Here is a 20,647-nt window from a genome sequence, read left to right on the forward strand (position 1 = left end):
ATGGCCCCGCCCTACGCAAGAGTGAGGATTTCTACACCTCGCTCGGTCACAACCATGGTGTGTTCGAACTGCGCGGTGAGGCTCTTGTCGCGCGTGGTTACCGTCCAGTCGTCTGCCCACTGGTCCCAGGTGATCCCGCCGAGGGTCAGCATGGGCTCGATGGTGAAGACCATTCCGACCTCGATGACGTCATCGAACCGCGGTGCCGCGTCGTAGTGAGGGATGATCAGGCCGGAGTGAAAGGCCCGGCCGACGCCGTGTCCGGTGAAGTCGCGCACCACGCCGTACCCGAAGCGTTTGGCGTAAGACTCGATGGCCCGACCGATCACGTTGATCTGGCGACCGGGTGCCACGGCCTTGATGCCTCGGTTGAGCGCTTCCTTCGTGCGGTCGACGAGGTCGATTGCTTCCTGGCTGGCGTTTCCGACGACGAAAGTCTTATTGAGGTCGCCGTGCATACCGTTCTTGTAGGCGGTGACATCAATGTTGAGGATGTCGCCGTCTGCGAGTGTTGTCGTGTCGGGGATGCCGTGGCAGATGACCTCGTTGACGGAGGTGCACGACGACTTGGGGAACCCTCGGTAGCCCAGCGTCGACGGGTAGGCGCCGTTCGCGATCATAAAGTCGTGAGCGATTGCGTCGAGCTCGTCGGTGGTGACGCCCGGGCGAATGTGCTCGGCGGCGGCGTCGATGGCGCCGGCGGCGATGGCACCAGACTCACGAATGAGTTCGACCTCAGCCGGGGTGTAGAGGTCATTGCCCGTGTATGGTCGCGGACCCGTCTTGCCGACGTATTCCGGGCGGGGGATCGAACCCGGAACGGAGCGGAGTGGGGAGACGAACCCCGAGGTGAGGTGACCGTGAGAATCGCGAGGCATAGGATCGATTTTATCGATTGCAGGAGGTGGCCATGACCGCATGGTGGTTCAACAACAAGACCGGCGAGGTCGAAGAAGGCCCCAAGTCTCTCGGATCTGACCGGGACGGTCCTTTTGCCTCCCGTGCTGAAGCGGAACGCGCGCCCGAGATCATCGCGGAGCGCGCGCGCAAGTGGGCAGAGGAAGAAGCCGCTGCCGACGCAGACGACCGCTAGCGCCCGCAGAGCACCCGGACGAAGTCATTTAAGAACGTTGTGCGGTCGACATCCAATACAACGTACGTGTCGGGTGCGGGCTCGGTGGGCCAGCTGACCGGGAGTCCCTCTGAGGTTTGCATCAGGTGTGCGCGGGTGGCGAAACCGTCTGTCGTGATGTTCACGGGACCAGAGACTGACTTGGTGACCAGCTCGGGGTACACGAGAATCGCTGCGGCCAATCCGTCGTGCGCGGGGGAGACCCGGCGCCCCCAGGCCACCTGGTAGAAGTCCATGTACGCCTCGAGGATCTGCGCCGAGAAGGTGCCGACCGCGGTACCTGCCCGGTGCATTGCTTGCACGGCCTGTTCGTCCACGATGGTTCCCGCTGTGACGTTGACCCCCACCATCACCAAGTGCTCGCGGGGAGCCGCAAACATGAGCGCGGCGGCGGTCGGGTCGTTGTGGATGTTCGCGTCCACCATCTGCGCCACTCCGAGCGGCGGGAACGGGCCCGAGCCACCCATAATGACGACAGAGCGAAACATCGTCAGCAGGTTGGGTTCGATCTGGAGTGCCAGTCCGATGTTGGTGAGCGGTCCGATGGGAAGCAGGTCGTAGTAGCCGGGCTTGGACCTTGCCATTTCGACAATGAGTTCCGCTGAGCTGAGCGCAGACGCGTTCTTCGGAGCGATCGGCGTCGACCAGACGTCGCCAAGGCCATCGGCTCCGTGGACGTGAGCGGCGATCCGCGGTTCGCCCACCATCGGTCCGGCGGCGCCCTTGGCGACGAGGATATCGTCGCGGTCGAGGAGTTCGAGTACCCGGGCGGCGTTGGTGTACGCCGCCTCGACGGGGGTGTTTCCGAAGACGGTGGTGATTGCGGAGACCTCGACGTTGTCGATGCCGACGAGGTAGATCAGCGCGAGGGCGTCGTCGATGCCGATGTCGGTGTCAAGGATGATGTGGCGCACGGGGTCGGGAAGGTCGTTGGTCACGAGGTACTTTCTGGTTGGGAGGGAAGCGGAACCGGCTGAGCCGAGAGTGAGGGGCGACGGTTGCGAGCGGTGACCCACATGCGCATACCGACAAGCACCGCGATGGTGATCGCGTAGGGCGCCGCGTCGGTGAGCTGCTGAGGAGCGCCGATACCCTGCAGGCGGAATCCGAGCGCCTCTGCTGCGCCGAAGCCAAGGCAGGCGACGGGTAACCAGAGTGGGCGGCCCATGACGAGCATCACCGCGGCGACCGCGATCCAGCCGCGTCCCGCCGTCATGTTTTCGGTGAACACGGTGACGTTGCCGAGCGAGAGCTGCGCGCCGGCGATGCCGCACAATGCACCTCCGGCGATGGTCACCCACATCTGGTAGCTGGCGACCTTGATACCGAGGCTCGACGCGGCTTCGGGGTGTTCACCCACCCCACGGAGCCGAAGCCCCGAGGGAGTGAGTTTAAGCCACAGGCCGATGACCACGATGAACACAAAGGCGAGAGGAACGAGCGCAGTCTGGCCGGCGAATACCGGTCCGAGAACCGGGATTTCGGCGAGAAAGCTCATCTTGTCGAGGCCCTGCAGCCCACGCGGCGAGAACGTCCCCGACACATCGAACAGCACGCGCATCAGGAACCCCGTGATACCCAGCGCAAACAGGTTGGTGCCGATCGCGATCACAATAGGGTCTGCACCCCAGCGGGCCGAGCCCACGGCGAGGGTCACCGAGAAGAGCGCGGTCGTGACGACGGCAATGAGAACACCCGCCCAGGCGCTTCCGGTGTAGAAACTGCCGGCGACGGCAGCGAAGGCTCCCCAGAGCATCTGGCCCTCGAGCGCGATATTGAAGACGCCGACCTGTGACGACAGCGCGCCGGCCAGAGACGAGTAGAGGATCGGGGTAGCAGCCAGGAGGACGGCGGCGACAAAGCCCCATTCGAAGACGTTCATGAGGTTGCACTCCGTCCGGTGCGACGCGAGTCGACGATAGTTCGCAGCGCGAGAACGATGATCACTACACCCTGCAGTACGTCGGAGAGCTGCCGGGGCACGTCGGCGGAGCGTTCCATGCCGCCGCCACCCACCTGGAGGATCGTGAACAACGCCGCGGTCAGCGGCACAAACGCGGGTCGTCCTCCGGCGAGTAGCGCGGCGGCAAGCCCGGCAAAGGTGTAACCGGGCGAGAGCAGCGCGCCGTCGACAAGGCGGTACGGCGGCGACAGAACGATGATCGCGCCGACGACTCCCGCCACTGCACCGGATGCGGCCATGGCGCCGAAAGCCAGTCGCCCCACCCGCACACCGCCGTAGGAAGCAAACCGACGGTTCGCCCCGATGACGCGGAGTTCGAAACCAACCGCGCTGCGGGAGTCGACGAGCCAGAACAGCGCCATCAAGACGATGATCAAGATCAGCCCCATATTGCTATAGGAAAGCGAACCCAGAGCCCACATGTGCGCAGAATCCGGGAACCGTTCGGTCTGCGCCACAGCGGAACCCGCCTCGCCGAGCTGGAACCGCAGCAGGTACGAGACGATCGCGACGGCAACAGGAGACAGGAGCAGGGTACTGATGATGATCGGGATGCCGTACCTGGTAGACAGTGGCGCCGAAATCGCGCCAAATGCACCGGCGACAACACCCGCTGCAACGACCGCGAGGGGAATCAACAGGATCGACGGCAGGTCGAGCTGGCCGGCAATAAACGCTGCGGCCAGACCGCCCAGCACCATCTGACCGTTTCCGCCCAGGTTGAATTCGCCCATCCTCAGCGGGATGGCAGCGGCCAGAGCCATGCCACAGATGAGAGCCCAGACAGAGAAGGTGTAGTCGAGGTTCTCAAGGTCGAGAGCGCCGGCGAGTACCGCCGAGTAGGCACTGATGGGGTTGAGCCCGGCCGCCAGCACGATTGCCGCGCCAATGAGCACCGCAAGAACGACCGCGCCGGTGGGAACTACGGCGGGGTGCCGCACGGCGAGGGTGAGCAGAGCTGACGCGCGGGAGCGTCGCGATAACGGTTCGGGTGCGCGCGGAGCGACGGTGCCCGGTCCGCCGGGTACGGGTTCTATGTTCATAGCCTGCTGGCCTCTGTTGGGATGTCTGTCTCGGCCTGCGCGCCCGCCATGGCTGCGCCGATCCGGGCTGTGGTCGCCTCGCTCCGGGAGAATTCAGCGAAAATCCGGCCCGCGTACATCACCAGGATTCGGTCGGCGAGAGCGAGAAGTTCGGTGATTTCGTGGGAGACCAGGAGGATGGCCCCGCCCGTGGCGCGGTAGTCGAGCAGGCGACCGTGGATCGCTTCGATTGCCCCGACATCGACACCCTGCGTGGGTTGTTCGGCGATAAGGAGGGGAGCGTTGTGCGAGAGTTCCCGCGCGATAACAACCTTTTGTGCGTTGCCGCCTGACAGCGAACCTACGGGGAGTTGTTCCCCCGAGGTGCGCACGTCGTACTCGGCGATGAGATCGCGGGCTCGTGCACGCTCGGCGCGGAGTGAGATCCATCCGCGTCGAAGGCCGCGGCTTGCGCCGACCGGAGCTGTGCGGTGATGGCCGAGGGTCAGATTCTCCGCCGTCGACAGCTGAACCGCACTTCCCTCGCCCCGTCGGTCTTCCGGGATCACGGCGAGGCCGAGCGCACGGCGATCGCGCACGCTGGCGGCGCCGATGTCGCGGCCCAGCAGCTCGATCGTGCCGGACAGCGCCCGCCGGGTGCCGAGTATCGCCTCGACGAGTTCGTGCTGACCGTTGCCCGAGACGCCGGCGATGCCGACGATTTCGCCCGCGCGAACGTCGACCGATACGTCGGTGACCCGAACGGTGTGATGGTCGACCACTGTGAGGTTGTTGACTCGCAGCACGGCGGCACCGACGCTGCCGGACCCGCTGTTGGCCACCGGGGTCACCTCGCGGCCCGTCATAGCGTGCACCAGCTTGGCGCTGGTTGCGTCGGCCCTCTGGAAGCGTCCGGTGACGCGTCCATCGCGCAGCACGGTCACTTCATCGCTCACGGACAGCACTTCGTTGATCTTGTGGGTCACCAGCACAACGGTGGTGCCGGCATCGGCGGCACGCCTGATCACTGCAAACAGCGACGTCACCTCGCCGGGAGTGAGGACGGCGGTGGGTTCGTCGAGGATGAGAATGCGGGCGTCGCGGTGCAACGCTTTGAAAATCTCGACCCGCTGCTGCGTCCCGACCGACAAGGTGCCCACCACTGCGCCGGGATCGACGTCGAGGCCGTATCGCGCGCTGAGTTCGCGAACACGGTCGTGCGCCGCCTTGCGGTTCACTAAGCCGTTGCGGCGAGGCTCTGCGCCGTAGACGACGTTTTCGGCGACGGTCATCGACTCGAACAGTCGGAAGTGCTGGTGCACCATCCCGAGGCCCGAACTGATTGCGTCAAGCGGACCCGAGAAAGTGGTGGGTTTTCCGTCGACGAAGATATTGCCGCTGTCGGGGGACACCAGTCCGAAGAGAATAGACATCAGCGTGGACTTGCCTGCGCCGTTTTCTCCCATTACCGCGTGAACGGTACCCCGCGAAAGCACGAGATCGACGCCATCGTTAGCCACGATGGCGCCGAACCTCTTGCTGATCCCGACCAGGGCTACGGCCGGAACGGTGGTCATCCGGCGGTCAGGGGATCAGCAACGGTGATTTCGCCGGACACGATCTGGTCACGAACCGCTGCGACCTGCTCGAGCACGTCGGGGAAGCCGGCAATGAGGCATTCAGAGTCGGCTACGCCCTCCTCGAGCCCGGTCAGTGACACGCCGCCCTCGGCGAGACCGTAGGACGAGAACCCGCCGGCGTTACCGTCGAGGATCTCTCCGACTGTGTTCACCAACGCGACATCCACCCGCTTGATCGCGTTATCCACCACGGTTCCCGGTGCGTCGAGGCACTGGTTGGTGTCAACGCCGAAGGTGAAGGCACCGGATTCGGTGGCTGCCTCGAAGACACCGAGGTTTCCACCCGAGGAGGCCGCCTGGATGTAGTCCGAGCCACCGTCGACGAGAATCTGGGCCTGCGCCTTGGCGCGGGCCTGGTCTCCGAAGGGGTTGTCGCCGCCGACGTATTGCACGCCCGTAGCAACCCCTGGGTTGACGCTGGCAGCGCCTGCGAAGAATGGATCGATCCAACGGTGAAGGAACGGGGTGTCCAGCGATGCAACAACACCGACGGTGTTTGCCTCGGTGAGCAGGCCGGCTTCGACGCCGGTGAGGTAGGTCGCCTCGTACTCCTTGAAGACCGCGGCCGTCAGGTTCGGGGTGGGCTCTTCCGCCGAGGTGTCGATGAGCAGGAACTGCTGGTCCGGGTAGTCGATGGCGGCCTGGGTGAACTGGTCGAGCACGCTGAACGACACTCCGATGATCACGCTGGGTGCCTCGCGAATGGCGGCGTCCAGGTTTTGCTGGATGCTGGTCGGGTCTTCGCTCTCGTATACATCCACCGACGCGTTGTACTTTTCGCCTGCCTCGTCGGCGCCGTCCACGGCGAGCTGCAGGAAGTTGTTCGAACCGATGGGGGTCGGGGTGATCACGATGAGCGACTCATCGGTCGAGGCGGAGCCCGCATCGTCGCCGGACTGCGCGGAGCAGCCGGACACGGTCGCGAAGAGGCCGACGGCAAGGGCCGCGGTGCCTGCACGGCGCGCGAAATTGTTCATTGGTGGTTCCTATCGGGTGTGATTGCTGCGGGAGTCCGCGCCCGGGCGCGGTCGTGCGGCGCCCTCACCGAACACCGTACCAATCCCGGCAGTGGCGCGCTCGATTCGGAAACACTAGTTAACACAACGGCGTTTTTCAGACTCGCTGGCGCAGTCATCAAGCCCGCCCGGTGACTCACCCGCGCGTGCTCAGTCGTCGTAGGAGTGTTCGGGGCCGGGGTAGATTCCGCCTTCGACGTCGGCGCGGAACGCCAGCGCGGCCTCGCCGAGCACGGCAGCGAGATTCGCGTACTGCTTGACGAACTTCGGAATCCGACCCGTGGTGAGCCCCGCCCAGTCCGTCCAGACCAAAAGCTGGCCATCGGTGTGCGGGCCGGCTCCAACACTGATGGTCGGAATCTCGAGCTCAGCGGTCACCCGTCTGGCGGCTTCCGCCGGAATCATTTCGAGCACCACGGCGAAGGCTCCGGCGTCCTCGACGGCGTGCGCATCCGCGAGGAGCTGCTCAAGCTGCGTTCCGCGGCCCTGGATGACGTGGCCGCCGAGGCCGTGCTCACTCTGTGGGGTGAATCCAACGTGACCCATGACCGGGATGCCCGCGGAAACTATCCGACGGATCTGCTCGGCACTGCGTACGCCGCCCTCGAGCTTCACCGCTTGCGCGCCGGTCTCCTTCATAAAACGGAAAGCGGTGTGCAGCGCCTGGTCGGCGCCGGATTCGTAGGACCCAAAGGGCATGTCGGCAATGACGAAGGCTCGCTTGGCGGCGCTGGCGACGGCGCGGGTCAGGGGGATGAGTTCGTCCACCGTCACCGGCAACGTCGTGCCGTACCCGAGGACGGTATTGCCGGCGGAGTCGCCAACGAGTAAGAAGTCAATGCCCGCCGCGTCGAAAATGGCCGCGCTGAGCTGATCGTAGCTGGTGAGGCCGGTGATCTTGATGCCCTGTCGTTTCGCGTTGTGGAAGTGTCGCGTCCGGACCTTTTTCGGAACGGGGACAGCGTCAGATTGCTCAGCCATGCGTTTAACCCTAGTGCGCGTTGGAGGGTCGGTACGTGATGGGCAGGCGGCGATCGCGCCCGAACGCCATCCCGCTGATCTTCGGGCCGATCGCGCCCTGGCGCCGCTTCCACTCCGAGCGGTCGACCAGGCGGGTGATGAAGTCCACCGTCTCCGGGTCGAACCCGAGAGCAACAACATCGTCGCGACCGAGCGCCCGCGTGACGTACGCGTCGAGAATCGCATCGAGTATCTCGTAGGGCGGCAGGGTGTCCTGATCGGTCTGGTCCGGGCGCAGTTCCGCGCTCGGTGCCTTGTCGATGGAGTTTGCCGGAATCGGCGGCACTTCCCCGCGCGACAGAGCGAACTCGTTGCGCCACCGCGCCAACTCCCAGACGAGGAGCTTCGGCACATCCTTGATCGGTGCAAAACCTCCGGCGGAGTCACCGTAAATGGTCGAATACCCCACGGAAAGCTCGGTCTTATTGCCGGTCGTGAGTACCAGGTGGCCGTCCAGGTTCGATAATCCCATCAGGATGATGCCCCGAATGCGAGCCTGCACATTTTCGGCAGCTGTGCCAGTCAGCTCCAGCTGCGATTCGATGGGCATAACCAGATCCGCAATCGGCTCCGTGGAGTAGTGGAAGCCGATTGCTTCGGCCAACACGTCCGCGTCGGTGCGTGAGTGGTCGGAGCTGTACCGGCTCGGCATGCTGACCCCCCACACGCGATCGGCACCGATGGCGTCGGCGGCGATCGCAGCGCAGACAGCGGAGTCGATGCCTCCGGAAACCCCCAAGATCACGGAGGGAAAACCATTCTTCTCGACGTAGTCGCGCGTTCCGAGCACGAGAGCGTTCCAGACCTGTTCGCGGTCATCCGGCAGTTCCGCAATAGTGGGTGTCTCTACACCGCGTTCTTCGTCCGGCGCGTCCCCGCCCCGCGCCGACAGCGTGACGCGGTGCACGGCATCCGGCAGCGTGACATCTGTTGCCGACGCCGCATCGACGTCCACCACGAGGAGGTGCTCGTCGAACTGGGGCGCTCGCGCCAGAATGGCACCCCTGCCATCGACGACAACGCTGTCGCCGTCGAAGACCAGGTCGTCCTGACCGCCAACGAGGTTGACGTAGGCGACGATGGTGTCGGTCTCGACCGCGCGCCGGGTGACCAGCGGCAGGCGTACTTCATCTTTGTCCCGCTCAAAGGGGGACGCGTTGATAACGATGAGCACCCCGGCATCCGCTTCAAGGACACGGCCAACCGGACCGCCATCACGCCAGAGGTCCTCGCAGATGATCAGGGCGACGTCGACGTCCTTGATTCGCATCACCAGCAGTTCGTCGCCGGGGAGGAACACGCGGTACTCGTCGAAGACGGAGTAGTTGGGGAGGTGATGCTTGGCGTAGCGGGCCTGCACCCGTCCGTGCTGAAGGACACTCGCGCTGTTTTGGGCGATCGCCGTCGGGGCATTGCTCGTGCCGAGCAGCCGAGGCTCGAACGGTCCGTCCGGGTGGCCCACGATCACCACGAGCTCGCCGAGTCCCGCTGCCTCCAGCTCAAGGGCGAGGCTCTCGACGGCGGTGCGCGACGCCGCGAGGAAGCTCGGGCGCGACGCCAGGTCCTCGATGGGGTAGCCACTCAGCGCCATCTCTCCGAGCGCGAGGATGTCGGCACCGCGGGCGGAAGCTGTCGTTGCGGCAGCGAGAATCTGCCGGGAATTGCCGGTGAGATCCCCGACTACAGGATTGGTCTGGGCGAGCGCCAAGCGAAGACGGGGCATAGCCACTAGCCTAATAGCGCGGCGGGATACCCCCTGGTCGCGGCACTACCTGAGGAGCTTGATGGACAAGCAGCGTGACTTCGTTCTTCGTACGATTGAAGAGCGGGGCATCAAGTTTATTCGACTGTGGTTCACAGACGTCGTTGGCACTCTCAAGTCTGTCGCCATTGCGCCCGCCGAAGTGGAGGGCGCATTCGCGGAGGGCCTCGGTTTCGACGGCTCCGCCATCCAGGGCCTGACCCGGTCGTACGAAGCGGATGTGCTCGCCCATCCTGACCCCACCACCTTCCAGACGCTGCCCTGGCGCGGCGAGGTCGACCCGACCGCGCGCATGTTCTGCGACATCACCACGCCGGACGGCCAGCCCGCCGTGGCAGACCCGCGCAACGTGCTCAAGCGCACGCTCGCGAAGGCTGCCGACCGCGGCTTCACCTTCTACACTCACCCGGAAATCGAGTTCTACCTGCTCAAATCGAGCAAGTTCGGGCCGAACGGCCCCGAGCCCGTCGACTCGGCCGGATATTTCGACAATGTGCCCGGCGGTACAGCCCACGACTTCCGCCGCCGCTCCGTGCGAATGCTGGAAGACCTCGGAATCTCCGTCGAATTCAGCCACCACGAGGCCGGCCCCGGCCAGAACGAGATCGACCTGCGCTATGCAGACGCCCTCACCACCGCGGACAACATCATGACCTTCCGTACGGTGATCAAGGAGGTCGCGATCGAGCAGGGTGTCTACGCGACATTTATGCCGAAGCCGCTCTCCGGTCACCCCGGGTCGGGAATGCACACCCACCTCTCGCTCTTCGAGGGCGACGTGAACGCGTTCTACGACGCGAGCGCCCAGTACCAGCTGTCGAAGATCGGCCGTCACTTTGCCGCGGGTCTGCTGCGCCACGCGCCCGAGATCACGGCCGTCACCAACCAGTTCGTGAACTCCTATAAGCGTCTCTGGGGCGGCGACGAAGCGCCGAGCTTTGTGACCTGGGGCCACAACAACCGGTCCGCACTCGTGCGCGTGCCGCTGTACAAGCCGAACAAGGGACAGAGCTCGCGCGTCGAGTACCGTGCCATCGACTCCGCCGCCAACCCGTACCTCGCCTATTCCCTCCTGCTCGCCGCCGGGCTCAAGGGCATCGAAGAGGAATACGAGCTGCCGCCGGAGGCCGAGGACAACGTCTGGACGCTGTCCGATGCCGAACGCCGCGCGCTGGGCTACAACCAGCTGCCCGCGAGCCTCGACCACGCGCTCTCGCTGATGGAGGACTCGGAACTGGTTGCGGAGACCCTTGGCGAGCAAGTGTTCAACTACGTGCTGTCGAACAAGCGCCGCGACTGGGCTGACTACCGCGCCCAGGTCACCCCCTACGAGTTGGCAAGCAACCTGGAGATCCTCTAGGTCAGCTCATGCCCCCTCGCCACCGGACGATGTTGACCGAACTGGCGCGGCTCGGGTTCACCGAGTTGGCGTCAGCGCGGGACCTGCTCGATACCCTTTCCGAGTATCTGGTGCCGCATTTTGCTGCGGCACCGGACCCGGACCAGGCGCTGCGGATGCTCATCCGGTTGCGGGAGGGTGCGGCGGAAGAGACTGAGGCGCTTCTCGCCGACCCCGCGGCCGCGGCGCGCCTGATTCGCGTGCTGGGCGCGTCCGAGGGGCTGGCGGAGTACTTCGTTCGCCGTCCGGCACAGCTTTCGGCGCTCCAAGAACCTCTCGCCGAGCTGCCCTCCGCGGATGAGCTGCGCGCCGACCTCCTCGCGAGCGTCGCAGGGCTCACCGATGACGCCGCCTACACCGCGCTGCGCGTGCGCTACCGGTGCCATCTCGCGCAGCTGGCCGCCTGGGATTTGAAGCACTATGACCCCCTCGACGCCGTCGACTCGGTCACCGCCATGCTCTCCGATTTGGCCGGGGCGGCCCTTGATGCTTCGGTGGATGTCGCGCGGCGAACGGTTCGGTTTCCCCCGGACGACATCGCCCGCACCCGCCTCGCAATTATAGGAATGGGCAAGGCAGGGGCGCGCGAACTCAACTACGTCAGCGACGTGGACGTGATTTTTGTCGCGGAGGCTGCCGACGGTCTGTCCACCGACCGTGCGGTGGAGATTGCGACCCGGATCGCGATGCTCACCTCCCGCGGCATCCAGGAGCTGGCATCGGAGCCCGGCCTCTGGGAGGTCGACGCCAACCTCCGGCCAGAGGGCAAGGATGGCGCCCTCGTGCGCACCCTCGAATCCCACTTGGCGTATTACGACCGGTGGGCCAAGAGCTGGGAGTTCCAGGCGCTGCTGAAGGCACGCCCGCTGGCGGGAGATCTCGAGCTTGGCGAGCGCTACGTGGCAGCGGTGAGCCCTCTGGTCTGGTCGAGCGCATCGCGCGACAACTTCGTCGAGTCCGTGCAGCGAATGCGCGAACGCGTGACCGAACACATTCCCGCCGACGAGCGAGACGTGCAGGTCAAGCTCGGACCCGGCGGGTTGCGCGACATCGAATTCACCATTCAGCTGCTGCAGCTCGTGCACGGCCAGCACGACCATCTGGTGCGCCAGAGCGCGACCCTGCCAGCCCTCGTCGCACTCGCCAGCCAGGGCTACATCGGGCGGGCGGAGTCCGCGGAGTTCTCGCGCGACTACCGGCTTCTGCGCCTGATCGAGCATCGCCTGCAACTCACCAAACTCTCCCGTACCCACCTGATGCCGCGCGATCCGGAGGCGATCCGGGTTCTCGCCCGCTCCACCGGGCTGTACACAGGCGGCAGCGATCTCACCGAGGCATGGCAACGCACCAAGCTTGCGGTGCGGCGCCTCCACGAGCGCCTGTTCTACCGGCCACTGCTGTCGGCCGTGGCGGCCCTGCCGGATGACGACTTCGCACTCACGAGCGACCAGGCAACGGCGCGACTTGCGGCGATCGGTTTCCGTGACCCCAAGGGCGCTCTGAGCCACATCGCGGCGCTCACCGGGGGAGTGTCGCGGCGGGCAACCATCCAGAGCACCCTGCTGCCGGTGATGCTGCAGTGGTTCTCCGAGGGCGCGAACCCCGACTATGGTCTGCTGTCCTTCCGGCGCCTCAGCGACCGTTTGGGGGAGGCGTACTGGTTCCTCCGGATGCTGCGCGACTCGTCCGGAGCCGCCCAGCGACTCACCCATGTGCTCTCCAGCTCGGTGTACGCGGCCGATCTCCTCGAGCGCATACCCGAGGCCGCCGCGTGGCTCGAAAACGACGAACAGCTCCGTCCGCGCACGCGGGACGAGCTGATCGAGGAGTCCCGGGCGACCGTGGCGCGCCACCGCGATGATGCGCAGGCCGCTGCGTCGGTACTGCGTGCCGCGCGACGACGCGAGGTGCTTCGCCTGTCGATCGCCGCGATCGTCGGGGAGATCTCCGTGGAGGAACTTGGGCAGGGGCTCAGTGACATCACAGGGGCGCTGTTGGCCGGTGTCCTCGCGCTCGCCCGGCCAGTGCCGGATGGCATCGAGTTCGCGATTATCGCGATGGGTCGCTATGGAGGCGAGGAGCTGGGCTTCGGTTCTGACGCCGACATCATGTACGTGTACCGGCCGAGTGTCGGCGAGAACACGCCCGTGCTCACCGTCGAGCAGTCTCAGGTTCGGGCAACGCAGATCGTGCAGGCTCTCGGACGTTTCACCGACGACATCCGCCTGCCCCTCGATCTAGACGCAGGATTGCGCCCCGAGGGCAAGAACGGCGCCATGGTGCGCTCGCTCGACAGCTATCGCGCCTACTACGCCCGGTGGTCGCTCACCTGGGAAGCGCAGGCCCTCCTGAGAGCGCGCGGTGCTGCTGGGGACGATGCCCTGATTCGCGACTTTGAGTCTCTCGCCGACACCATCCGATTTCCCACCGCCATCAGCGAGCAGGACGTGCGCGAGGTGAAGAGGATAAAGGCGCGGGTCGAATCCGAGCGTCTGCCCCAGGGCGCCGACCCGGCCCGGCACCTCAAGCTCGGCAGGGGATCGCTCAGCGACGTCGAGTGGTTTGTGCAGTTGCTTCAGCTGCAGCATGCCGCGACCGTTCCCGGATTGCGCACCACCTCGACGCTGAAGGCTCTCGCCGCGGCGACCGCGGAGGGTTTTGTGGACCGCCACGAATCGGCACGCCTCCGGGACGCCTGGATCATCGCGTCACGCGCGCGTTCGGCGCTCACCCTGTGGACAGCGAAGACCAGCGACGTTCTTCCCACCGACCGGCAGCAGCTGGAAGGCGTTGCGCGGCTACTCGAATACCCTCCCGGTTCGGCGTCGCAGCTTGACGATGACTACCTGCGAATGACGCGGCTGGCGCGGCAGGTGTTCGAGCGCCGTTTCTACGGCGTCGCCAAGAAACCCACGCCGAGCACGGGCTAACGCGTTAGCGGTCTCAGTTTCGCGAATACAGCTGCGGCGCCGTGGGGCGATGCAGGCGCCGTAGTGTAGCCCGCCCATCGCCAACTTTCGAAAGCTCGTGGATCTCGCACTTTTACGGCCGAGCGGATACGCGTTTCGATGAATGCAAGTTGAGCATTCTGCGTACTGGCTGCCTTGTCGTCATTCGTGTCAGCGTGACCGGGTATACGGACAGCGCCGGCGAATTGAGCAGGTTTCAGCTCGAGGAAAGATTTCGAGATGTCCTCGTTCTTTCCCCTTTTGCAGGCGCCAGCACAGTATGCTGCGGATACGTTCTGAAAACGTGAATTCCTCGCTTACGAAAGCAGTTCACGTCCCAACGGCACTTTGGGGTTAAGGGAAACCTCGTGTGTCGTCCCGTGTGCCACGGGCAGTGCGACATTGAGGGGGTTTTTTGCCAATGACATTCATGCTCGGACGTGGACCAAGGCGCCGCTGGAGATTTGCTGGAGCACTGCTATCGGGGGTGCTGGTAGCTGGGGTGACGTTCGTCGGCAGCGCACCTGCCCAGGCTGCATTACCCGGCCAAGACTATGCCGCTCGCATGGTCAACAGTGGCCGGGTGACCGGCAATGCTGAGCCGATGGCTCAGCTACGGGCATGGGCAAATGGAGCCCCGCGCGTGGTCGGTGGGCGAACGTGCAACGTAAATGCAGTGCTGTTGCAGGCGCTCGACTACCTCGTCATAACGAAGGGGCATTCGATCGCCATTTCTTCCCTCAATCGATACTGTACTGGCGAGACTCTGGGTGCAGGCGCCGCAAGCTCTCACAATCGTGACGGTGGCGGATACGCGATTGACCTCTACCGAATCGATGGTGTCACATCGACTGGTGCGACTGCCCAAGATCGCGTTCTGATCCAACAATTCGCTTCCTTCATCACAAAGCCAGCTCGAGTTGGCCAATCACAATGCAGGGCAAGCTCGCCGCTCGCCTTGCCGGCCGGGGTATCTCAGTTCCCCGACACATGCAACCACGTGCATCTCGACTATCAGGGCAACCTGACGTCGACGTCCAGTCCTCGTCCAGTTTATGAAGCCGCCAGCAACAACAGCTGGATAAATCTACCGCCGGGCATGTACGGGACCAAGATCTCAGCTATTTCGATGGACGGCGTGAAGTACATCTACACAATCAACGACGGGCTCGTGTATGAGGCTGCCAGCAACAACGGTTGGACTAACCTCTCACCGGGGATATCAGGGAGCGAAGTATCTGCGCTGGCGATGAATGGTGTGAAGTACATCTACACGATTAATAACGGTCAGGTCTATGAGGCTGCCAGCAACAACGGCTGGATGAACCAACCGGTGGGCATCGCCGCGACTGATATATCTGTCATCGCGATGAATGGTGTGAAGTACATCTACACCATCAACAACGGTCAGGTGTACGAGGCTGCCAGCAACAACGGCTGGATGAACCAACCGGTGGGCATCGCCGCGACCGACGTCTCCGCGACCAGCATGAACGGGGTTAAATACGTTTACACCCTGCACGGCGGTCAGGTATACGAGGCTGCCAGCAACAACAGCTGGATTAACCAGCCGGCGGGCATTCAGGGCACAGCGGTCGCCGCGACCAGCATGAACGGGGTGAAATACATCTATACCCTGCACGGCGGTCAGGTGTACGAGGCTGCCAGCAACAACAGCTGGATCAATCAACCTGCTGGGATCCAGGGTACGGTCCTCTCTGCGACTGTGATGAACAACGTCAAGTACATCTACACAATCAACTAGCCGCTGACACCGAGGAATAACGCCTGCCCCGGCATGCGCCCCGTTCAAGCTCGCTCGAGCTTCAGCGGGGCGTTTCAGTGGGTACGGTTATCACGGGCGCAATGATGGCGGCCGGTGCAAAGTCGAGGCAAGATTCGACGTTATGAACGAGGCATGCATCGATAGCTTCGGCGATTCATAGTCGTGAGTCCTAGGCTCGTCGGCCGTTGACGTAGCGGCGTGAGCAGCTGAGAGATAGGCCTCGTGTGCTGCATAATTTCGATCTGTAGCTTGTCTGTCGACACGGAGTGATCGAAGCGTCGGCAAACACTGACCGGCGGGCGGGCAGATTTAACATCCGTCGGCTGAGGATTCGCGCTGGTCGTCTTTATAGGGTGTATCTGCGATCCCGCGAGCGGTTCGGGTAGCGCCGCACGTCACCTCAATTGTTTGCGCGCCGTGGGAACATAGTGCGGCATCGGTGCAGCACGCGTTCACGACGACGAGCACGGGTGGCTCAGCAACGAGAAATCCGCACGAGCGGCGATTGGATCTGTTTTCGCTGCTCGTGCGGACTCGTTGCGGACTAACCCCGCGGGATCCCTGCTATCTAACTAGACCCCGAAGTACAGCTCGTACTCGAAGGGAGTCGGGCGCTGTGCGGCCGGGATGATCTCGTTCTCTCGCTTGTACGAGATCCACGTCGAAATCAGGTCCGGTGTGAAGACGCCACCGGCGATGAGGAACTCGTTGTCGGCTTCGAGGGCGCGGAGGGCCTCCTCAAGCGACGCGGGAACCTGCGGGATCAGCTTCGCTTCCTCGGGGGGAAGCTCGTACAGGTCCTTGTCGACGGGCTCGTGCGGCTCGATCTTGTTCTTGATTCCGTCGAGGCCGGCCATGAGCTGGGCCGCAAACGCCAGGTACGGGTTTCCGGAGGCGTCGGGCGCGCGGAACTCGATGCGCTTGGCCTTGGGGTTGGTACCCGTGATCGGGATGCGGATCGAAGCCGAGCGGTTACCAGCGGAGTACACCAGGTTGACGGGGGCCTCGAAGCCGGGGATCAGGCGACGGTAGCTGTTGAGCGTCGGGTTGGTGAAGGCGAGCACAGCCGGGGCGTGCTTGAGCAGGCCACCGATGTACCAGCGCGCGATGTCGCTGAGTCCGCCATAACCGCTTTCGTCGTAGAACAACGGCGTGCTGCCGTTCCACAGCGACTGGTGGGTGTGCATGCCAGAACCATTGTCACCGAACAGCGGCTTGGGCATAAACGTCGCCGTCTTGCCCCACTGCTCTGCGGTGTTCTTGACGATGTACTTGAACTTGAGGATGTCGTCCGCGGCGTGAACCATGGTGTCGAAGCGGTAGTTGATCTCCGCCTGTCCGCCGGATCCGACTTCGTGGTGAGCGCGCTCCAGGATGAGGCCAGCGTCGATCAGCTTGAGGCTGATGTCGTCGCGAAGGTCAGCCTGCTTGTCGACGGGGCTAACCGGGAAGTAGCCACCCTTGTACGGGGTCTTGTTGGCGAGGTTTCCGCCTTCTTCCTCGCGGCCGCTGTTCCAGGCTCCCTCTTCGGAGTCCACGGAGTAGAAGCTCGTGTTCTGCTTGACCTCGTAGCGGACGTCATCGAAGATGTAGAACTCCGCTTCGGGGGCGAAGTATGCGATGTCGGCGATGCCGGTGGACGCGAGGTACTTCTCGGCCTTCTTCGCAACCTGGCGCGGGTCACGGGCGTAGATCTCGCCGTTGCGCGGGTTGTAGATGTCGAAGATCATGATGAGCGTGCGCTCTGCGCGGAACGGGTCAACGTACGCCGTTGTAACGTCGGGGATGAGCTGCATGTCCGACTCGTGGATCGAGGCGAAGCCGCGGATGGACGAGCCATCGAACAGCTGCCCGACGGAGAAGAACTCTTCATCGACGGTCGAGGCGGGAATGTTGAAGTGCTGCTGCACACCGGGAAGATCGGTGAAGCGAATATCAAGGAACTTGACGTCGGTGTCCTTGATGAACTTGAGCACCTCGGAAGAATCACTGAACATGGAAAGGACTCCAATGAGCTTGGTACCGGGTGGCTGCGAACGCAGCCGTAGTTGAGGCTACGCGGTCGGGATTTCGCGTCGGTGACGCGAATGTTTCCGGGATGTTACGGCTGGCTACACGGCTAGGATTGCGGAATGCCTGATGCCGCCGCCTCGCCCGTCCAATGGCCGGGCCAACGGCTCGGTCTTCCCCGTGCCGGGTCTGGTTCGATCGCACGAGCAGGGCGCAGGATCGCAGCGATCGCGATCGACTGGGCACTGAGCGTTCTCGTGTCGTCAGCGTTCTTCGCCTACGACCCGATCGCAACTCTGCTCGTGTTCGTGTCGATCCAGATCATCTTTGTGGCTTTCACCGGCGCCAGCATCGGCCATCGGCTTCTTGGCCTTCGCGTGGCGGTCCTGGGCGGCGCGGCGCTCGGTTTCTGGCGTCCCATCGTGCGGGCGTTGCTCATCGCACTCCTGATCCCCGCGGTGATCTGGGACCTCGACCAGCGAGGCATGCACGACCGGCTGGTGGGCACGGTGCTGTTGCGCCGCTAGCCTTGCAGGCTAGCGCGGACGCGGCGCGCGGGCCTTGAACGGGTCGACGCCCTTCGGAATCGGAAGGCCGCTCTTGCCCTTGCTGAGTGAGTTCAAGCGCGAGCTCACGGCGACGATCTCGGGCTTGCGCAGCACGGGCTTCAGCTTGCGCAGCGATCCGGCAAGCTTGTGCAGCGGCACGGAATCGGGGTCCGGTCCGACATAGAGGAAGTTCACGGGCACGTTCGGCAGGATGCGGCTCACGTTGCGGCGCTCGTCCTCAAGCATGCGCTTCGTGCGCGACTGGGGGCCTTCGCCGATCAGCGCGACGCCGCCGCGACCGACCGCGCGGTAAACGGCGTCCTGCGTACGCGGGCTAACGGCGATCGGCATCTCGCTGGCCTGCCATCCCCGGCGCAACGAGCTCTTCAGCACCGCGCCCACAGCGCCGGGCTGCCCAGCGATCTGCGAGTATGCGGCTCGCTCAGCACGACGACCCAGGATGATGATGAACGCGAGAACACCGGCAAGAACACCGAGGACGATGTACAGCACCATTCCGAAGATGCTGTCCGACGACAGAACGATGGCGAGACCGACAGCGATGATGATCGGCAGCAGTAGCCCGAGGAGGAGGTACCAGATTGCGAGCGAGTCGTATCGCCGGGTCATCTGGAAGACGTTCCACATCTGACTGATGCGACCGGGTTCTTTATTGGGGTTCTTCGTGCGTGCCATGCTGTCTAGGATACGGCCCCGGCGGGGTAGCGATCGGCATCTTCCTCCCTGACGCGGCGTTCGCTCCACACAGGGCCCGTCGAGGGCGCATCTGTCCACGACCTGGCCCGCTGTCCGTCCGAAGATTCGAGGCGCCCGCGACGATGACCGGATGACCTTTTCAGCTGGCGCGTCCCGTCAGGCGACGGATACTCTCGTAGGCTTCCGTCTGGTGCGCAAGCTCGGGTCAGGGACCCGCGCGGATGTTTTCCTGGCTGTGTCGGATGCCCCGGGGCCGACTGAATCCGTAGCCCTCAAGCTCTTTCACCCCGCGACAGACGCTTCGAGTATCGCGGCGGAAGTCGACGCGCTGGCCCGCGTGGACCACGCGCACTGCGTTCGCCTGAAGGACTTCGCCACCGTGGATGACGGACGTTCGATTCTCGTTCTCTCGCGCGTACCCCGGGGAAGCGTCGCGCGCCTGATTGGACTTCGCGGGCAGCTAAATCCTGGAGAAGCCGTCACCATTGTCGCTCCGATCGCGGGCGCCCTGGCGCACCTGCACGCGCAAGGGGTCGTCCACACGCGTCTCAGTGCGGCGACGGTCCACTTCGGCGAATCGGGCGAGCCGATTCTGCTGGGGTTCGGGCACAGCCGGGTTCTCGCTGCCCCCTCGGCCGGCCGGCCGGACGGTGCGGTCGCGGGGGATCGTGAGGCGCTTGCGGTATTCGCGAAGTTTGTGCTCGCTTCTACCCGGGTGGCGGTGGCGGATGTCGACGTCGTCACCCACTGGATCGACTCCGAGCCGCGCCCGCTCCACCAGAATTTCGCTGTCGACTTGCAAACGCGCCTGTTCGACTTCAGTCCCGGGTCTGCCGTGTCTTTCGACCGCCCCCGGCCCGGCGCCGGCAGCGGCGAGCTCAGGACCTACGCCCACGGTGCGGCGGCTGTCGCAGATCGGTCGGCGGCGAACCCGGCGAGCCGGAAGGTGACAAAATCCCGGGGGACGTGGGTGGATGCCGCGCTCGGGGCGGCCCCGTTCGCCCCCGTCTCGGCGCGCTTACGACTGCTGCTCCGATCGCGAGTTGGTCCCCTGCTGCGGTCAGTCAGGCGCCGGTTCTGGGTGGCCGGGGTCGTGGCAATATTCGCGGTCGGCGGAGCAGTGGTTCTCATGGCGAGTCCAGGCGACGAGTCGATCGAAGCAGCGCCCCGGGAGGCCGCGGAGAAACCCGGCGCCACGCCGCCAGACACGGATCCCGACGGCCTCCCTGGCGGTCCTACCGACGGGACACCTGCAGCAGGCCCTGACGCACCAGTGGACCAGGAAAGCGGGCTCCCGGAGGATCCGGTCGCTGCCCTGCCGTTGCTTCTTGCCGAACGTGCGCGGTGTTTTGAGGACCTGTCGGTGCTGTGCCTGCGCAGTGTGGACCAGGAGGAGGGTGCGCTTCGCGCTGAAGATGGCGCGCACATCCTGGGCGCCGACGAGGGCAGCGCCGACGAGGGCAGCACCGACGAGGGCAGCACCGACGAGGGCAGCACCGAAGTGGGAGGAAGGGCGTTGGGGGAGCCGTTCGCGGTGTCCGCCGACGCACTCGTCGAACGCCTGGGAGACGCAGCGCTGGTGCAGTTCACCGCAAACGAGAAACCGGCCTCGGTCCTGATGATCAGGACCGAGGCCGGTTGGCGTCTCCGCGAACTGTACGGAGAGTGAAGCAGATCTTGCGTT

16 protein-coding genes are annotated in these 20,647 nt (G+C 64.5%); 6 read left to right on the forward strand and 10 right to left on the reverse strand.

Features of this window, described 5'->3' with window-relative positions:
• Positions 1-11: 11 nt before the first annotated feature.
• Complete coding sequence (gene map, locus B0I08_RS02080) at positions 12-878, reverse strand: type I methionyl aminopeptidase (RefSeq protein ID WP_106209308.1); 867 nt, start codon at positions 876-878, stop codon at positions 12-14.
• Between the two features lie 32 nt (positions 879-910).
• Between map and B0I08_RS02085 the strand changes: the two genes are divergently transcribed.
• Positions 911-1,093 (forward strand): methionine aminopeptidase, encoded by a 183-nt coding sequence (locus tag B0I08_RS02085; protein ID WP_106209310.1) that lies wholly within the window; start codon positions 911-913, stop codon positions 1,091-1,093.
• Here the strand turns inward: B0I08_RS02085 and B0I08_RS02090 are convergent.
• The 7 genes from B0I08_RS02090 to B0I08_RS02120 form a co-directional block, all read right to left on the reverse strand.
• A complete protein-coding gene (locus tag B0I08_RS02090) occupies positions 1,090-2,070 on the reverse strand; it encodes a nucleoside hydrolase (RefSeq protein WP_181243138.1) in 981 nt (326 codons plus the stop codon). The two genes, B0I08_RS02085 and B0I08_RS02090, sit on opposite strands and share 4 nt — an antisense overlap.
• Entirely contained in the window at positions 2,067-3,014 is a 948-nt protein-coding gene (locus tag B0I08_RS02095; protein ID WP_106209314.1) for an ABC transporter permease, read from the reverse strand. The genes B0I08_RS02090 and B0I08_RS02095 overlap by 4 nt, the downstream gene beginning before the upstream one ends.
• Positions 3,011-4,138: an ABC transporter permease gene (locus B0I08_RS02100; protein WP_106209316.1), complete on the reverse strand. Its 1,128-nt coding sequence runs from the start codon at positions 4,136-4,138 to the stop codon at positions 3,011-3,013. Before B0I08_RS02100 ends, B0I08_RS02095 begins: the two co-directional genes overlap by 4 nt.
• Entirely contained in the window at positions 4,135-5,694 is a 1,560-nt protein-coding gene (locus B0I08_RS02105) for an ABC transporter ATP-binding protein (RefSeq protein ID WP_106209318.1), read from the reverse strand. The genes B0I08_RS02100 and B0I08_RS02105 overlap by 4 nt, the downstream gene beginning before the upstream one ends.
• A complete protein-coding gene (locus tag B0I08_RS02110; RefSeq protein WP_106209320.1) occupies positions 5,691-6,734 on the reverse strand; it encodes a BMP family ABC transporter substrate-binding protein in 1,044 nt (347 codons plus the stop codon). Before B0I08_RS02110 ends, B0I08_RS02105 begins: the two co-directional genes overlap by 4 nt.
• Before the next feature lie 189 nt (positions 6,735-6,923).
• On the reverse strand, positions 6,924-7,754 hold the full coding sequence (gene panB, locus B0I08_RS02115; protein WP_106209322.1) for a 3-methyl-2-oxobutanoate hydroxymethyltransferase: 831 nt from the start codon (positions 7,752-7,754) through the stop codon (positions 6,924-6,926).
• Between the two features lie 10 nt (positions 7,755-7,764).
• Entirely contained in the window at positions 7,765-9,516 is a 1,752-nt protein-coding gene (locus tag B0I08_RS02120) for an NAD+ synthase (RefSeq protein ID WP_106209324.1), read from the reverse strand.
• Between the two features lie 61 nt (positions 9,517-9,577).
• Here B0I08_RS02120 and B0I08_RS02125 point away from each other — a divergent pair, with 61 nt between their 5' ends.
• The 3 genes from B0I08_RS02125 (at position 9,578) to B0I08_RS17515 (ending at position 15,667) form a co-directional block, all read left to right on the forward strand.
• Complete coding sequence (locus tag B0I08_RS02125) at positions 9,578-10,915, forward strand: glutamine synthetase family protein (protein ID WP_106209326.1); 1,338 nt, start codon at positions 9,578-9,580, stop codon at positions 10,913-10,915.
• 8 nt (positions 10,916-10,923) lie between these two features.
• Entirely contained in the window at positions 10,924-13,884 is a 2,961-nt protein-coding gene (locus B0I08_RS02130) for a bifunctional [glutamine synthetase] adenylyltransferase/[glutamine synthetase]-adenylyl-L-tyrosine phosphorylase (RefSeq protein WP_106209328.1), read from the forward strand.
• A 520-nt stretch (positions 13,885-14,404) separates the two neighbouring features.
• Positions 14,405-15,667, forward strand: coding sequence for a hypothetical protein (locus B0I08_RS17515; protein WP_146134295.1), 1,263 nt, complete (start codon positions 14,405-14,407; stop codon positions 15,665-15,667).
• 593 nt (positions 15,668-16,260) lie between these two features.
• Here B0I08_RS17515 and glnA read toward each other — a convergent pair.
• Complete coding sequence (gene glnA / locus B0I08_RS02140) at positions 16,261-17,685, reverse strand: type I glutamate--ammonia ligase (protein ID WP_106209333.1); 1,425 nt, start codon at positions 17,683-17,685, stop codon at positions 16,261-16,263.
• 135 nt (positions 17,686-17,820) lie between these two features.
• Between glnA and B0I08_RS02145 the strand changes: the two genes are divergently transcribed.
• Positions 17,821-18,225, forward strand: a complete 405-nt coding sequence (locus B0I08_RS02145; RefSeq protein WP_106209335.1) for an RDD family protein — start codon at positions 17,821-17,823, stop codon at positions 18,223-18,225.
• A 9-nt stretch (positions 18,226-18,234) separates the two neighbouring features.
• On the opposite strand, the gene B0I08_RS02150 is transcribed toward B0I08_RS02145, so the two are convergent.
• The gene (locus tag B0I08_RS02150) at positions 18,235-18,942 is read right to left on the reverse strand and encodes a DUF4191 domain-containing protein (protein WP_106209337.1); all 708 of its coding nucleotides are present in this window, start codon (positions 18,940-18,942) and stop codon (positions 18,235-18,237) included.
• A 151-nt stretch (positions 18,943-19,093) separates the two neighbouring features.
• Here B0I08_RS02150 and B0I08_RS02155 point away from each other — a divergent pair, with 151 nt between their 5' ends.
• Complete coding sequence (locus tag B0I08_RS02155) at positions 19,094-20,632, forward strand: protein kinase domain-containing protein (RefSeq protein WP_106209339.1); 1,539 nt, start codon at positions 19,094-19,096, stop codon at positions 20,630-20,632.
• Positions 20,633-20,647: the final 15 nt, after the last annotated feature.

Origin of the sequence: Glaciihabitans tibetensis (assembly GCF_003003265.1) — a bacterium.
Lineage (GTDB): Bacteria > Actinomycetota > Actinomycetes > Actinomycetales > Microbacteriaceae > Glaciihabitans > Glaciihabitans tibetensis.